Origin of the sequence: Oribacterium sp. NK2B42, assembly GCF_000424445.1 — a bacterium.
Classification (GTDB): Bacteria; Bacillota; Clostridia; order Lachnospirales; family Lachnospiraceae; genus Oribacterium.
In genome coordinates, this window is the sequence record NZ_KE384187.1 from 1 (window position 1) to 15,905 (window position 15,905).

Annotated in this window: 12 protein-coding genes; 11 read left to right on the plus strand and 1 reads right to left on the minus strand. The window is 46.8% G+C overall.

Annotation, left to right across the window (positions count from 1 at the left end; all coding sequences use genetic code 11):
* Positions 1-29 precede the first annotated feature (29 nt).
* Positions 30-191, minus strand: coding sequence for a hypothetical protein (locus G625_RS22575; RefSeq protein WP_156885126.1), 162 nt, complete (start codon positions 189-191; stop codon positions 30-32).
* A 279-nt stretch (positions 192-470) separates the two neighbouring features.
* Between G625_RS22575 and G625_RS0114690 the strand changes: the two genes are divergently transcribed.
* The 11 genes from G625_RS0114690 (at position 471) to G625_RS0114740 (ending at position 15,691) form a co-directional block, all read left to right on the plus strand.
* On the plus strand, positions 471-2,153 hold the full coding sequence (locus G625_RS0114690) for a phospho-sugar mutase (RefSeq protein WP_029201690.1): 1,683 nt from the start codon (positions 471-473) through the stop codon (positions 2,151-2,153).
* 201 nt (positions 2,154-2,354) lie between these two features.
* Positions 2,355-3,329 carry a putative ABC transporter permease gene (locus tag G625_RS20275; RefSeq protein WP_044933054.1) on the plus strand — a complete coding sequence of 325 codons (975 nt, stop codon included), beginning with the start codon at positions 2,355-2,357 and terminating at the stop codon, positions 3,327-3,329.
* 510 nt (positions 3,330-3,839) lie between these two features.
* Entirely contained in the window at positions 3,840-4,085 is a 246-nt protein-coding gene (locus G625_RS0114700; RefSeq protein ID WP_029201691.1) for a TM1266 family iron-only hydrogenase system putative regulator, read from the plus strand.
* Between the two features lie 336 nt (positions 4,086-4,421).
* Entirely contained in the window at positions 4,422-5,819 is a 1,398-nt protein-coding gene (gene hydF / locus G625_RS0114705; protein ID WP_029201692.1) for a [FeFe] hydrogenase H-cluster maturation GTPase HydF, read from the plus strand.
* Positions 5,812-6,846 carry a [FeFe] hydrogenase H-cluster radical SAM maturase HydE gene (hydE, locus tag G625_RS0114710; RefSeq protein ID WP_242826648.1) on the plus strand — a complete coding sequence of 345 codons (1,035 nt, stop codon included), beginning with the start codon at positions 5,812-5,814 and terminating at the stop codon, positions 6,844-6,846. The genes hydF and hydE overlap by 8 nt, the downstream gene beginning before the upstream one ends.
* Positions 6,847-7,007: 161 nt before the next feature.
* Entirely contained in the window at positions 7,008-8,456 is a 1,449-nt protein-coding gene (gene hydG / locus G625_RS0114715; protein WP_029201694.1) for a [FeFe] hydrogenase H-cluster radical SAM maturase HydG, read from the plus strand.
* 513 nt (positions 8,457-8,969) lie between these two features.
* Positions 8,970-9,953, plus strand: a complete 984-nt coding sequence (locus G625_RS0114720; RefSeq protein ID WP_242826649.1) for an adenylylsulfate kinase — start codon at positions 8,970-8,972, stop codon at positions 9,951-9,953.
* A 213-nt stretch (positions 9,954-10,166) separates the two neighbouring features.
* Entirely contained in the window at positions 10,167-11,831 is a 1,665-nt protein-coding gene (locus tag G625_RS0114725) for an alpha-amylase family glycosyl hydrolase (protein ID WP_029201696.1), read from the plus strand.
* Positions 11,832-12,216: 385 nt separating this feature from the next.
* Positions 12,217-13,611, plus strand: coding sequence for an ABC transporter substrate-binding protein (locus G625_RS0114730; RefSeq protein ID WP_029201697.1), 1,395 nt, complete (start codon positions 12,217-12,219; stop codon positions 13,609-13,611).
* A gap of 284 nt (positions 13,612-13,895) precedes the next feature.
* A complete protein-coding gene (locus G625_RS0114735) occupies positions 13,896-14,786 on the plus strand; it encodes a carbohydrate ABC transporter permease (RefSeq protein ID WP_029201698.1) in 891 nt (296 codons plus the stop codon).
* Entirely contained in the window at positions 14,786-15,691 is a 906-nt protein-coding gene (locus G625_RS0114740) for a carbohydrate ABC transporter permease (protein ID WP_084152926.1), read from the plus strand. The genes G625_RS0114735 and G625_RS0114740 overlap by 1 nt, the downstream gene beginning before the upstream one ends.
* The last annotated feature ends 214 nt before the right edge of the window (positions 15,692-15,905 follow it).

Consider the following 15,905-nt stretch of genomic DNA (forward strand, 5'->3'; position numbering starts at 1 on the left):
TCAGGATGTGCAAACAGCGTCAAAAGATGTCAGGTGGATTTCGTAAAGAAAGCGGAATCCAAATGTTCTGTGACATAATGAGCGTCATAAGGACAATAAAACGCCGAGGGATGAACATTTTTCAGAGCATCAAAGATCTTTTTGCAGGCAGACCAGTCATAGTTTGACTGGTCTATTTGAAGTTGCATCATTCTCCATCCTTTCCTCCATGAGCAGGGGTGGGGTCGTAACCATAAGTCCTTCCACTACTTATAGTGGGGTGGGCGAATGGAGGAAAGGATGTTTCTCCATTTGGTATGGGTCGGCTGAACTGTTACTGGTGTGGATCCGTCCACCAAAATGGATGCCCTCAGGCTCTTGATGATACACGCTAAAATTGGTATATTTATAAGTAGTTTTTTACATTTATCATTAATCACCTCGACCGTGCAAAAATCATGCATGGCGGGTCATAGAGAGGGGAACTAAATATGTATCAAGATGAATATGAGCGCTGGCTTGCTGCCGACCTCCAGGATGTTGATTTAAAGACTGAGCTTCAGGGAATCAAGGGTGATGATGAAGCTATCAAGGAGCGTTTTGCGGTTGCACTTAAGTTCGGAACCGCAGGTCTCAGAGGAACTCTCGGTGCCGGAACAAACCGTATGAATATCTGGGTTGTCCGTCAGGCTACACAGGGTGTTGCTGACTGGGTAAAGACTCAGGGCGGAACACAGACAGTTGCCATCAGTTACGACTCTCGTCTCAAGGGCTGGAATTTTGCACGTGAAGCAGCAGGTGTTCTGGCTGCCAATGGCATCAATGTTCGTATCTATGACGAGCTTATGCCGGTTCCCGCACTTTCCTTTGCTACACGTTATTACAAGTGCAATGCAGGTATCATGGTTACGGCATCTCACAACCCTGCAAAGTACAATGGCTACAAGGCATACGGCCCCGACGGCTGCCAGATGACAGATGATGCTGCAGCAATCGTTTACGAGCAGATCCAGAAGACAGACGTTCTTACAGGTGCCAAGTACATCAGCTTCTCAGAGGGTGTTGAGAAGGGTCTCATCAAGTTCGTAGGCGATGATTGCAAGAAGGGTCTTTATGATGCCATCGAGTCACGCCAGGTTCGTCCGGGTGTTGCAAAGAACTCAGGACTCAAGCTGGTTTACACTCCTCTTAACGGAACCGGACTTGTTCCCGTTACCAAGGTTCTCAATGACATCGGCATCGACGACATTACCATCGTTCCCGAGCAGGAGTACCCGAACGGTTACTTCACAACCTGCCCGTATCCTAACCCTGAGATCTTTGAGGCTATGCAGAAGGGTCTCGAGCTTTGCAAGAAGGAGGGTGCAGACCTTCTCCTCGCAACTGATCCCGATGCAGACCGTGTAGGTATCGCCATGAAGTGCCCGGACGGAAGCTATGAGCTCGTTACCGGAAACGAGATGGGCGTACTTCTTCTTGATTACATCTGCGCAGGCCGCAAGGAGCAGGGCACTATGCCTGAGAAGCCTGTAGCAGTCAAGTCCATCGTTTCAACACCTCTTGCCAATGCTGTTGCCGAGCATTACGGTGTTGAGCTGAGAGAGGTTCTCACCGGTTTCAAGTGGATCGGCGACCAGATCGCACAGCTTGAGGCAGCAGGCGAGGTTGAGCGTTTCATCTTCGGATTCGAGGAGTCCTATGGATACCTTTCAGGCTCTTACGTAAGAGATAAGGATGCCGTAGTTGGTTCAATGCTTATCTGCGAGATGGCTGCTTACTACCGTTCCATCGGATCCTCCATCAAGCAGAGACTTGAGGAGATCTACAAGGAGTACGGACGTTACCTCAATAAGGTAGATTCCTTCGAGTTCCCGGGTCTCAGCGGAATGGACAAGATGGCTTCCATCATGGAAGGTCTTCGTAAGGAAGCTCCGGCAGAGTTCGCAGGCAAGAAGGTTGTTAAGGTTACCGATTACGAGAAGACAGAGGAGACAGGACTTCCAAAGGCTAACGTTCTCATCTACGGTCTCGATGACGGTTCAACCATCGTTGTAAGACCTTCAGGTACAGAGCCGAAGATCAAGACTTACTTCACAACCCTCGGCAAGGACCTCAAGGAAGCAGAGGCAGAGAAGGACAAGCTGGCAGCAGCAGTAAAGCCGATACTTGAGTGATCAAAGGAATTTGAATAAGAATGAGACTGTCGCTTCGGCGGCAGTCTTTTTATCGTAAGGGGGTCAGACCCCATTACAGGAGCAAGTATTTTTTACACAAATGATAAACAACTTCTACAGTATCAGGATGATAAGTTAAAAGTCTTAAAACTCGAAAATGATACTTTTAATAACAAAAACGATGGAGATTGTTGATGGCTTATGTATGTTTATACTGAAAACCTATGGATATTTGAGGACTATACTATTCTTCAGTGGGCATTGTTTTTTATTCTTTATTGCATGCTGGGGTGGGTGTTTGAGTCGACCTACTGTTCTATAAAGGAGCAAAAGCTTCTGAATCGGGGCTTCTGTCATGGCCCCTGGCTTCCGATTTACGGGTCGGGAGCGATACTTATGCTTGCGTTTGCCGGTCCTTTCAAAGGTGAGTATTGGAAAGCGTTTCTCACGGGAATGCTGGTTGGGTCGGCACTGGAGCTGGTTACCGGATATCTTATGTTTCATATCTTCCATATGAGATGGTGGGATTACAGTCAGAATCCACTCAACTTTCACGGATATATCTGCCTGTACACATCTATCGCCTGGGGAGCTCTTGCGGTGGTTTTCATCGAGTTTATTCATCCCCGGTTCTCTGTGATCTCTAAGGACTGGACCTACACCGGATTTGTGGTTGCGGTCACCATGCTGTACACACTGTTTATTGAAGATGTTATCTTCTCTGTAATCGGTGCTCTTGATATCAAAAAGCGTCTTGAAAATCTCGCAGCAAACAGTGAGGAGATTCAGGCACTTAAACTCAATATCTCAGAGGCCAAAACTAAATTTATGGAACTTGAGGAGCAGGCAAAGGCCAATGTTTCCGAAGTGAAATCCATCGCCGAAACTGAAGGTAATCTGGCAGCCGCAAAGGCAGTCAGACTAAAGCTCCACAGCCTTCACATGACAGAACGTCTTCGTGTGCTGGAGGATGGCGGAGATGAAAAGTCAGGCCGCATGAACTGGTGGGTTGCAAGCATGCTTAAAAACAACCCGACATTAAAGGGCGGCTCTGAAGGCTTTGAAAAGCTTCGGGAAGCAGCCGGAAAATACAAAGAGGGTTTTCAAAAAATAGAAGCCAGAATAGAAAAAGAATTCGAAAATCTCAGAGATGAGCATATCGATGAGATGAAGTGAATGATAGCAGGAGTGAGTGCCGGTTCTCAAAAATGAGAACCGGCACTCTTTTGCTACTGATAATATCAGTTTAGACACGCAGATTTCTTACAGGTGTAATTCTGCGTGTCAAATACATCAAAAACAGATCGGTTTAGACACGCAGATTTCTTATAGGTGTAATTCTGCGTGTCAAATACATCAAAAACAGATCAGTTTAGACACGCAGATTTCTTACGGGTGTAATTCTGCGTGTCAAATACATCAAAAACAGATCAGCTTAGACACGCAGATTTCTTACGGGTGTAATTCTGCGTGTCAAATACATCAAAAACAGATCAGCTTAGACACGCAGATTTCTTACAGACGTTATTCTAAGTGTCATATACCAACCCCGTCCCCCTGGCCACCGACTGAACTGTTACTACTATGGCTTATATAGGCTAATTACTATGGTTTATGTTTGTTGACAGAAGCTTTGAACATGGTTATCCTATTATCGTAGCTGAAAGTTTTTAAGAGGTAGGAGACATGGAAACAAGAGTTGCGGTTTTAAGTATTATAGTTGAAGATTATGAGGCAGCCAATCAGCTTAACGAACTGCTTCATGAGTATGGTCAGTATATCATCGGACGTATGGGAATACCATATCGTGAGAAAGCGATCAATGTAATCTGCGTTGCTATGGATGCACCCGTAGATAAGATCAATGCCTTAACCGGTGCTCTCGGTCGTATCCCTGAGATTACGGCAAAGGTGATTTGCACAAGGCAGTAAAGTTGTTACTTGGATATATGAAAATTGAATAAGCCCCTGACACCAAAACGGCTTCGGCTCTTGCGGTGAAAGTGACGTGAATAAAAAAGATTGGTAACTCCGGTTATTTAGTTCGCTGTGCGAAGGCCGGAGCCACAACAGGTTCCGTTGGAACCTGCAATAAGAGTCGGAGGGGAAGTATACCCTCCGGCTTTTTTTACGATTTAATCTTATTGAGGGCGGTTAATACTGCCCTCTTTTATTTAGGAGCCAATTAGATCTGCATCTGTATGTCAGAGATAAACGGCGAAAAACATGCGTTTATAGAGGAGGAAAAAGTTGAGTCAACAGGAAAATATGAATTCGGTGGCATCTGCCAACAGGCTGCATATAGGCTTTTTCGGATGCAGGAATGCGGGAAAGTCCAGCCTGGTTAATCGTATCACAGGTCAGGATATGGCAGTTGTTTCCGAAGTTAAGGGAACAACTACCGACCCGGTTACAAAGTCAATGGAGCTGTTGCCCCTGGGTCCGGTGGTCATCATCGATACTCCGGGCTTCGATGATGAAGGAATGCTTGGGGATCTCAGGGTGAAACGAACCAGGCAGGTCATCAACCGGACTGACATAGCGGTGCTGGTTGTAGATGCAGAGACCGGCATGAGGTCGGAGGACAGGCTGCTTCTTGAAATGTTCAAAAAGCACGAGATACCGTATCTGGTGGTTTGGAACAAAGCTGATATTTCAGATGCTTTTTTTGCAGCTGATTGTCAGGAATCCCATGAAATCAATCCGATACAAATTAAAGATGTCGATTCAGGGGAGAGGAGGTCTTTGAACTGTCAGGAATCCCATGGGATCGATGCGATACAAATTAAAGATGCCGATTCAGGGGAGAGGAGGTCTTTGGATTCAGAAGAAATAAATTCCGAAAAAAGAGAAGCAGGGACTTGCTTTATCGAAAAGGACAGAGTAAAGCCTCCGAAAGAGGACATCATATATGTCAGTGCCAAAACAGGAGCCGGAATCGAGGAACTGAAGGAAAGAATCGGAGCCCTTTTGAAGGAGAATGAAGACTCTAAGTCACTTCTGGATGGGGTTATAGGATCCGGACAGTTGGCGGTGCTGGTTATCCCCATAGACAAGGCGGCACCCAAGGGCAGGCTTATAATGCCTCAACAGATGGCCATCCGAAGCGCACTTGACAAAGGCGCCACTGTTGTTGTGACGAGAGATTCTGAACTGAAGGAAACTCTCTCGGGACTTGGCAGAAAACCGGATGTAGTCATTACCGACAGTCAGGTGTTTTCCTATGTGAGTAGTGTGGTTCCGGAGGAGGTAGCATTAACCTCATTTTCCATTTTGATGGCAAAGTACAAGGGAACTTTGGAGAGCTCTGTAAAGGCGGTTGAGGCATTGAACCACCTTAAGGACGGGGATCGGATTCTGATGGCGGAGGGCTGCACACACCACAGGCAATGCGGGGATATCGGAACGGTGAAGATCCCCAACTGGCTGAGAAAATACAGCGGGAAGGGCATTAGCATAGAGACCTGTTCCGGGAAGGATTTTCCGGAGGATCTCAGCGGATTTTCGGCGGTTATTCACTGCGGAGGCTGCATGAATACCGAGCGAGAAATGCGTTACCGTATGAGGTGTGCCGAAGATCAGCAGGTGCCCTTCACGAATTACGGGATCGTGATCGCGAAGATGACCGGGATTTTGGAGAGGAGCCTTAGGGTATTTAATGGATAATTATATGAATGAGCTTGTTTATAAGTTGATGGATTCACGAAAGCTTGAGACAGAAGAATATATATACCTCATTAGATACAGAGACCATGATACGGAGGAGTTACTGCGAGAACATGCGGTCAAAGTCCGAAAAGAGAATTATGGCAATGAAGTCCTGATCCGCGGGCTCATCGAGGTCAGTAACATTTGCAAAAATGACTGTCTGTACTGCGGTATCAGAAAGAGCAACTGGCGCACGGAACGGTACAGACTGAGCGAAAAGGAGATTCTCTCTGCGGCGGAAACCGGCTACAGACTTGGTTTCAAAACCTTTGTCCTTCAGGGAGGCGAGGACGCATGGTATACGGATGAAAGGCTGGAAAAGCTTATAAGGCAGCTAAAGAAAAGGTATCCCGACTGTGCTGTGACCCTGTCCCTTGGTGAGAGAGGCCGGGAAAGCTTTGAGAGGTTACGTGCGGCGGGAGCGGACAGGTATCTTCTTAGGCACGAGACTGCGGATCGGGAGCATTATCGGAAGCTGCATCCGCAGGAGATGAGTTTTGAGCATCGCATGGAGTGCCTAATGGCGCTTAAGGAGCTGGGCTTTCAGACCGGTGCCGGATTTATGGTTGGTTCGCCCTTTCAGACCACGGAAAACCTTGCCAGGGATCTAAAGTTCCTGGAGGAATTTCAGCCGGAAATGTGCGGCATCGGGCCCTTTATCCCGCATCATGACACCCCCTTTTCCGGTTACAGTGCAGGATCGGTGGAGCTCACCTGTTTTCTTTTGTCCGTAATCAGGATCATTTGTCCGAAGGTGCTGCTGCCCGCCACAACTGCTTTGGGAACTCTTGACCCGGAGGGCCGGGAAAAGGGAATCCTGTCCGGTGCCAATGTCGTCATGCCGAATCTGTCACCTGCCAATGTGCGTGGCAAATACCTTCTGTATGACGGGAAGCTTGCCACCGGTGCGGAGTCTGCGGAGAATCTTTTGAACCTGAAAAGGCGCATGGAGAAGATTGGATACGTGGTAGTTGAGAAAAAATAGTAAACCCATTGGCGCGGCTTATAAAAAACAAACTCAAAAAATAGCAACACATAAAAAACTTTAAGAACACTAAGCAGGATCAAAGAAATAACAGTTGGATAACATCCTGGCCGGATGTCAGGAATATCAACCGTAAATACATAGTAAAAGGAGATAATAGTATGGCTGTTTACAACCCGAAATCACTTAAAGCGGAGGAATTTATCAATGACGAGGAGATCCTTGAAACCCTGGAGTATGCGGAGGCACACAAGAATGACGTTGAGCTTATCGACCGGATACTTGAGAAGGCAAGGCCTGTAAAGAACGGTAACGGCTGCACCTGTGCAGGTCTTACCCACCGTGAGGCATCGGTGCTCCTTGCTACGGAGCTTCCGGACAAAATCGAAAAAATGTATGAGATCGCAGAGGAAATAAAGCTTGCTTTTTACGGCAACAGGATTGTGCTTTTCGCGCCCCTCTATCTTTCAAATTACTGCATCAACGGATGTCTTTACTGCCCGTATCATCTGAAGAACAAGCATATCAGCAGAAAGAAGCTCACACAGGAAGAGGTGCGGGCTGAAGTCATTGCCCTCCAGGATATGGGTCACAAGCGTCTCGCCATTGAGGCCGGAGAGGATCCCGTGAACAATCCCATCGAGTACATTCTCGAATGCATTAACACTATCTACGGGGTACATCACAAAAACGGAGACATTCGCCGTGTTAATGTAAACATCGCGGCAACTACGGTTGAGAATTACAGAAAGCTCAAGGAGGCAGGTATCGGAACCTATATTCTGTTCCAGGAGACTTACCACAAGAAGAGCTATGAGACACTTCATCCTACGGGGCCAAAGCACGATTACGCTTATCACACAGAGGCTATGGACCGCGCCATGGAGGGTGGCATCGATGATGTGGGTCTGGGTGTGCTTTTCGGACTTGAGATGTATAAATATGAGTTTGCGGGACTTATCATGCATGCCGAGCACCTTGAGGCGGTTCATGGGGTTGGTCCGCATACCATCAGTGTTCCGAGAGTGAAGAAGGCCGACGACATTGACCCTGACATGTTTGATAATGGAATCAGCGATGAGATCTTTACAAAAATTGCGGCCTGCATCCGCCTGGCAGTGCCTTATACCGGAATGATCATCTCCACAAGAGAGACTGCGTCGGTGCGTGAGAAGCTTCTGAGAGTGGGAATTTCACAGGTTTCCGGCGGTTCCAGAACTTCTGTTGGCGGCTACACCGAGGAAGAGCGTCCTCATGACACGGAGCAGTTCGACGTTTCGGATCAGAGAACTCTGGATGAGGTTGTGAGCTGGCTTATGGATTCCGGACACATTCCTTCCTTCTGCACCGCCTGCTACCGTGCCGGCAGAACAGGAGATCGTTTCATGGCGCTCTGCAAGAACGGACAGATCCTAAACTGCTGTCATCCCAATGCCCTTATGACTCTTGCGGAGTATCTCGAAGACTATGCAAGCCCTGAGACAAAGGAAAAGGGTTACAGGATGATCGAGGAAGAGCTTAAGAAGATCCCGGCTGAAAAGGTAAGAACCATCGCCGAGGAGAATATAAAGGAGATCAGGAATTCCAACAGGAGAGATTTCAGGTTCTGATAAATTCCTAAAACCAAAGACCCCACCGGAGCTTTTACGCTTCGATGGGGTCTTCTCAATGTCTATTCTTATTTTTGTATGTCAAGAGTTCTTTGAAGGGGAAAATCGGAACTCTTACTAAGTATATTTGAAACGGTCATGCTTGAAAGGAACGATATTTTACAAACCGTTCTTCTCATACACATTATCGACCGTTGTTTCTGAAGGGGGCTCCGGAGTTGTATTACATCTCCGGAGTATGAGTATGAAAAGCTTTTTTGTGTTACATCTTTTTGTAACTTGTGTATATAATAGCGGAGCTTTGTGACTGAAATATGTCTCACACCTAAAAGAAGTCTAAAAAGTATAAACAAAATATAAAGTCAAGAAATCTCTTTACAGATGATTGAGAATTTGTTAACGTAGATATGTCAACCGCTTAACATATTTAACATATGTTAACGAAAATAGTGCAAATAGTATTTTTCATCACTATTTGTACCGCCGGATGAAAGCGGCGGAATGGAGATCCATATGAATAAAAATTACGATAAAATCAATACACCAACAACAGATTTCGAAGAGAAGCTCATGAGCGTCCTTCCATGGGAAACTAAGGAAGTTCCTTCAGACATTCCTCATGGAGATATGCCGGGAGACAAGATCGAGATCGACGAGTCCCACATAGCTAAGGCAAATGTTATTTTCCCGACTCTTGCCGAGAAGCTTGCAAAGAAGATAAAGGAGAACCCTTACCAGCGCACAGTTATCAGCGTTTGCGGCGGTTCAGGAGTAGGAAAGTCAGAGATCGCTTCCGTACTTGCATGGTTCTTCGAGCAGTCAGGCATCGGCGCCTATATCCTTTCAGGTGATAACTATCCTCACCGCATCCCTATGTACAATGATGCCGAGCGTCTTCACATTTTCCGTGAGAGCGCAGTAAGAGGCATGATCGATGCCGGCGACTACACAGACGCCCGTTTCAAGGAGGTACGTCAGTGGCAGCAGGAGGACACAGATGCAGACAAGTCCCATCTTGATGGAAATGCATGGTTTGAGTCATATCTTGCAGCAGGCCGCAAGGGTCTCGCAGGTTATCTCGGAACACCAAACGAGACAGATTTCGACGAGGTAAGCACCATCATCAGTGCTTTCAAGGACGGAGCTGAGAGTCTCTGGCTTAAGCGCATGGGCAGAGATGCGGCCAGCCTCTGGTACGATGAGGTTAATGTTAAGGACAAGCAGATCCTCATTATCGAGTGGACTCACGGCAACAGTGATTTCCTTCAGGGCGTAGACATTCCGGTACTTCTCAACAGCACACCGGCGGAGACATTGGCCCACAGAAGATCCAGAAACCGCGACGGTAAGACTGACAGCGCATTCACCACAATGGTTCTCGAGATTGAGCAGAGAAAGCTTCATGACCAGGCACACAAGGCCGGCATCATCTGCGCGAAGAACGGCAACCTTATAAGCTTTGACGAGTACACGGAACTGATGAAAGACCAGTTCTAAACCATACCACCGGGGACGAGCCACCGGGGAGAACCGTCCCTGTCGGGGAGAACCGTCCCTACCGGGGAGAACCGTCCCTACCGGGGAGAACCGACCCTACCGGGGAGAACCGTCCCTGCCGGGGAGAACCGTCCCTGTCGGGGAAAACCGTCCCTACCGGCGAGAACCGTCCCCCGGTGGATAACCGATGAATTATAAGAGGAGTTTATATAAATGGAGAAACATTACACCGATAACGGCCCTATGCTCAATGCCTACCCTGACAGCATGGGTGGCAGACTCAGCGATGTAGTCAGCTTCCTTGAGAAGCCGGAGATGAAAGACAGCTTCCAGTCCTTCTACATTCTTCCAAGCATTTTCAACACAGATCTGGACCGTGGATTTTCTGTTATAGATTATGGTATCAACCGCGAAATGGGAAGTGAGCAGGATCTTGAGAGACTTCGCGCCCTTGGCATTAACCTGAAGCTGGATTTCATCCTTAATCACGCTTCGGTGCTGTCACCACAATTCCAGGATCTCATCAAAAACGGTGAGAACTCAAAGTATGCTGATTTCTTTATCAACTGGAACAAGTTCTGGGAGGGCAAGGGTCAGATGACAGAGGAGGGCTATATCCAGCCTGACGATGAGTACATCAAGGACATGTTCTTCCGTAAGCCGGGACTTCCCATCCTTATGGTCCGTATGCCCGATGGTAAGGATGTGCCTTACTGGAACACCTTCTATCAGGAGGTTATCTACAAGCGTCCCGATGCTATGGATCTGATGGGTGCCATGGACATCCAGTTCCTTGCTGCAGAGCGTATCTGCGAGAAGGTCAATGCCGGGCTTGATGCAGGCAAAAAGCCTTCTGAGATCGACTTCACCGGTTTTGAAGAGTATCGCAACAAGGTTATCGATTACCTTGAGTCAAACCGCAAGTATTTAGGACAGATGGATCTCAATGTTAAGTCCGATCTTGTGTGGGAGCATTATGACAATACTCTCAAGGCTCTTTCGGGCTACGGTGCTTCCATCGTTCGTCTCGATGCCTTTGCTTATGCTCCGAAGGAGCCGGGCAAGAAGAACTTTATGAACGAGCCCGACACATGGGATCTTCTTTCAAAGGTTCGCGAGCTTGCCGACAAGTATCATGTAACACTTCTCCCTGAGATCCATGCAAGCTACGGCGAGAAGGTTTACAAGAAGGTTGCCGACATGGGCTACATGACTTATGACTTCTTCCTTCCGGGTCTCCTTATCGACGCCATGGAGAAGAAGAGCGGCAAGGATCTGGCGCGTTGGGCACTGGAGATCGTTAATGACAAGATCCGCACAGTCAACATGCTGGGCTGCCATGACGGAATCCCTCTTCTTGACCTTAAGGGACTTCTTCCCGAGGAGGAAATCCAAAACCTTATCGATACCATCGTGGGAAGAGGCGGTCTCGTAAAGGATCTTCACGGAAAGAAGAACATGTATTATCAGGTTAATGCTACCTACTACAGTGCTCTCGGCGAGGACGATAAGAAGATGCTCCTTGCACGTGCTATCCAGATGTTCATGCCCGGAAAGCCTCAGGTATGGTATCTTGACCTCTTTGCCGGAAAGAATGACCACGAAGCGGTTAAGCGCGCCGGTGCCGCAGGACACAAGGAGATCAACCGTACAAACCTTTCTCCGGAAGAGATGGAGAAGAGACTTGCATCGGATGTAGTTTCAAAGCAGATCGAGCTTCTCAGATTCCGTAACACCTGCCCTGCCTTCTCCTTTGATGCCGAGTTCAAGGTTGAGACCGATGGCACAAGGATGACCATGACCTGGAACAACCAGGGTCATACAGCAAGCCTTAAGGTTGACTTCTCAGATTACAGCTATGCAATCACAACAGCGTAATATACCCAAATCAGTATGATGACAGTTCACTTGGTGGACCGGTGGGACGGTGTTAGTGGTTCACTGACTGACGCTGCAGCTGAATGAGTCATATAGCGTTTTATCACAGGTTTATATGTGTAAAATTAGCGGTATAATTTATTAAAAGTGCATAAAGTATATTGACATTAAAAAATGCCGTTATCCTTAAATAATAGGGATAGCGGCATTTTTATACAAAAAATCGCACAAAAAACGATGTCAAATGTTACACAATATGTACAAAGTTATGTTGTCCGATTGACAGAATTTGTGAATAGCGTTATATTCTAGATACATCAAGTGTCAAGCGGTTGACAGAGCATGACATTAAACAGGAGTTATTTTTAGATTAGAGGAGAAGAACATGAAAAAAAGCATTAACAAGATGGCTGCATTACTCATGACAGCAGCAATGGTAAGTTCACTTGCAGCATGCGGAAGCAGCACAACACCGGAGACACAGGCACCTGCTGAGACAAAGGCAGCAGAGGCTACAACAGCTGCAGCAGCTTCAGAGGCTTCAGGAGAGACTCAGGCAGCAGCTGATACATCAGATCTTGCAGGACAGTCGATCACCATCCTTAACTCAAAGGGTGAGATCCAGACAGCTCTTGAGGAGCTTGCAGGAACATTTACAGAGGAGACAGGCATCAACCTTGAGGTTCTTGCATGCGGAGCAGGTGAGGTTCCTTATACTAAGGTTACTTCCATGTACAGCTCAGGAACAGCACCAACCATGGCTATCCTTGATACAACAGACGTTATCGCACTTGGCGCTGAGTACGGACTTGACCTTACAGATCAGGACTGGAACCAGTATTGCGACAGCATGACAACAAAGATCGACGGTAAGGTTTACAGCTTCCCGTTCTGTGTTGAGGGTCGTGGAATCATTTACTCAAAGAAGTCAATCGAGGATGCTCTCGGTAAGGAATTTGATCCTGCATCCATCAACTCACTTGATTCCTTCAAGGCAATCTGTGAGGAGTTAAGAGCAGCAGGCATGGAGAATCCTGTAGTTCTTTCAAAGGAGGACTGGTCACTCGGTGCTCACCAGCTCGGATATATCTATGATACAAACGACGGAACAACAGCAGGTGCTGACAAGATCATGGCAGCTCTTAAGGATGGTTCTCAGAAGGTTGAGGATTATGAGCGTTTCAACCAGTTCATGGATACAATGGATGTGATCCTTGAGTACAACTACAACAAGGAAGATCCGCTTGGCGCTAACTATGATGAGGATCCTATGCACCTTGTAGAGGGTGAGGCAGCTTTCTGGCCAAACGGTAACTGGGCTTGGCCAAACATTGAGACAGCAGGTGCAACAACAGATGATGAGTATGGCTTCATCCCGTTTGTACTTGGAAATGACACAGCTGATTTCGCTAATACTTCAATGCAGGCTTCACCTACAAAGCAGCTTATGGTTGATGCAAAGCAGTCAACACCTGAGCAGCAGGAAGCAGCTCTTGAGTTCATCAACTGGCTTGTAAACTCCGAGTCAGGACAGCACGGTCTTGTTGAGAAGCTTGCTCTTATCCCTGCATGCTCAAACAACACAGTTGCTCCTCTTGATCCTCTCAGCCGTGATATCGTTGCCAAGATGGCAGAAGGCCACACATATTCTTCAAGCTTCGTAGCTCCTTCAGACCACTGGTCAGTAGTTGGTGCTATCATGCAGAAGTATGTAGCAGGTGAGACAGACCGTGCAGGCGCAGCAGCTGATATCGATGCTTACTGGCAGGCACAGGCTTAATTAACAGATTAAACATTATCCATTTGAACACGGTTCTTTTTCCGGGTCGATGGTCATAACGTAAAAGTATATATAGTTATACATTTAAACATAATTCAGGACATTATCTTTTTGCCGCAAACTTGAAAAACAAGACGGAATGCCGGACATTCCGGGATTGATGGACCATGGGGACGGGGTTGGTGGTTCATTTCCAGATGAAAATGGACCACCAATCTCGTCCCCCGGTCCATCGGCTTAAATGTTATATATGTCCTGATTTTTTTGTAGAAAGGCAGATCAATATGAATTCTCTTGGCCGTACAACCGGTGACAAAATAAAAAGTTTTCTTATGTTCGCATTGCCTGGTACCTTCGTTTTCGTTTGTGTGGTTATAATCCCCTTCCTTTATGGATTCTATCTCACATTTACGGACTGGAACGGAGTTGCAGCAGTAAAGAACCTTGTGGGATTTGATAACTATAAAGCACTCATGGCAGATAAGAATTTCTGGAATTCCATGGCACTTACCCTTAAGTATGTGGTTTTTTCGGTTCTTCTTGTTAATGCTTTCGGATTTGTTTTTGCATACTTCCTTTCCGGAAGGATCAAAACCGGTCAGAATGTTTTCCGTGCCGGTTTCTTCACACCTAACCTTATCGGTGGTGTCGTTCTCGGATTTATCTGGCAGTTCGTTTTTTCACAGCTTCTTGTAAAGTTTGGTAAGAATCTCGGCATCGCCCTCTTCTCAAAGTCATGGTTATCAGATCCCACCAAGGCTTTCTGGGCACTGGTTATCGTAACTGTATGGCAGCTCAGCGGTTACATGATGCTCATTTACATCGCAGGCTTCACAGGTCTTTCAGAGGATGTTCTTGAGGCAGCCTCCATTGACGGAGCTTACGGATGGGCTAAGATGCGCCACATCGTTCTGCCGCTCATGGTTCCATCATTCGTTATTTGTATATTCCTTACTCTTTCAAGAGCATTCATGGTTTACGACATTAACCTTACATTGACGGGCGGTGAGCCTTACGGCAGTACCAAGCTTGTTGCAATGCACGTTTATGAAAAGGCGTTTACCGCAAGACAGTATGGTATCGGCCAGGCCGAGGCTGTATTCCTGTTCTTCGTGGTTGCACTGATCTCGGGACTTCAGGTTTATTTAGGTAAGAAGCAGGAGGTAGAAGCATAATGAGCGAGCAGACCAATGTTACTTCCGCAAACATTTCATCATCACCTAAGGCAGCAGACAGAGTAGGCGGAATCAATAAACTTATTAAAGATATCATTATCTATATTTTGCTTACCATCGGTGCATTGTTTTATCTTGTGCCTTTCTTCATGGTTATCATCAATTCCTTCAAGCAGAAGAAGGATATCATTAAGGCACCTATGGACCTTATCGGTGCCAGCGGAATGAGCATCGACAACTATGGAAAAGCATTTAAACAGATGGAATTCATGAAGGCCTTCGGAAACTCTCTTTTCATTACGGGCCTTTCAACACTTGCAGTTATCGTATTGTCTTCCATGGTGGCTTACTACATTGTCCGTGCCAACACAAACCTTGCGAAGGTAATATTTGCACTGATGATCTCTTCAATGATCATCCCGTTCCAGTCCATCATGATCCCGCTGGTATCTATCTACGGTGCAAACCTGGGACTCCTTAACCATCGTTTATCACTTATCTTCATGCACACCGGATTTGCAATGAGTATGTCGGTGTTCATGTACGCAGGTTTCCTGAAGAGTGGTGTTCCCAAGTCCCTGGAGGAGGCAGCATATATCGATGGCTGTACCAAGATGCAGACCTTCAGAATGATAGTATTCCCGCTTCTTAAGCCCACAACTGCAACACTTGTTATCCTTAATGCGATGCAGTTCTGGAATGACTATCTGCTCCCGAGTCTGGTTCTCGGAAAGAAGCCTCTTTATACACTTCCGCTTTCAACCTACAGCTTCTACGGAACCTACAGCTCGGATTACGGCCTCATCATGGCGGCACTTGTACTTACACTTCTTCCTATCCTTATCCTGTACTTCTTCTTACAGAAGCAGATCATCGCAGGTATGGTTGCCGGTGCGGTTAAGTAAAAAAGAGACCGTTGCCGATAATATAAGGTTTGGTAACTCCGGTCATTTAGTTCGCTTCGCGAAGGCCTGAGCTACATGACAGATTTCTATAGAATCTGCCACAAAGAATAAGTATAATAAAAAGCCGGGCATTTTATCTGTCCGGCTTTTTTTAATCAAAGGAGAAGTGAGAGAAAAATGTCAGCAGTACTGACCGTCTCTCCGTGGACGAGCA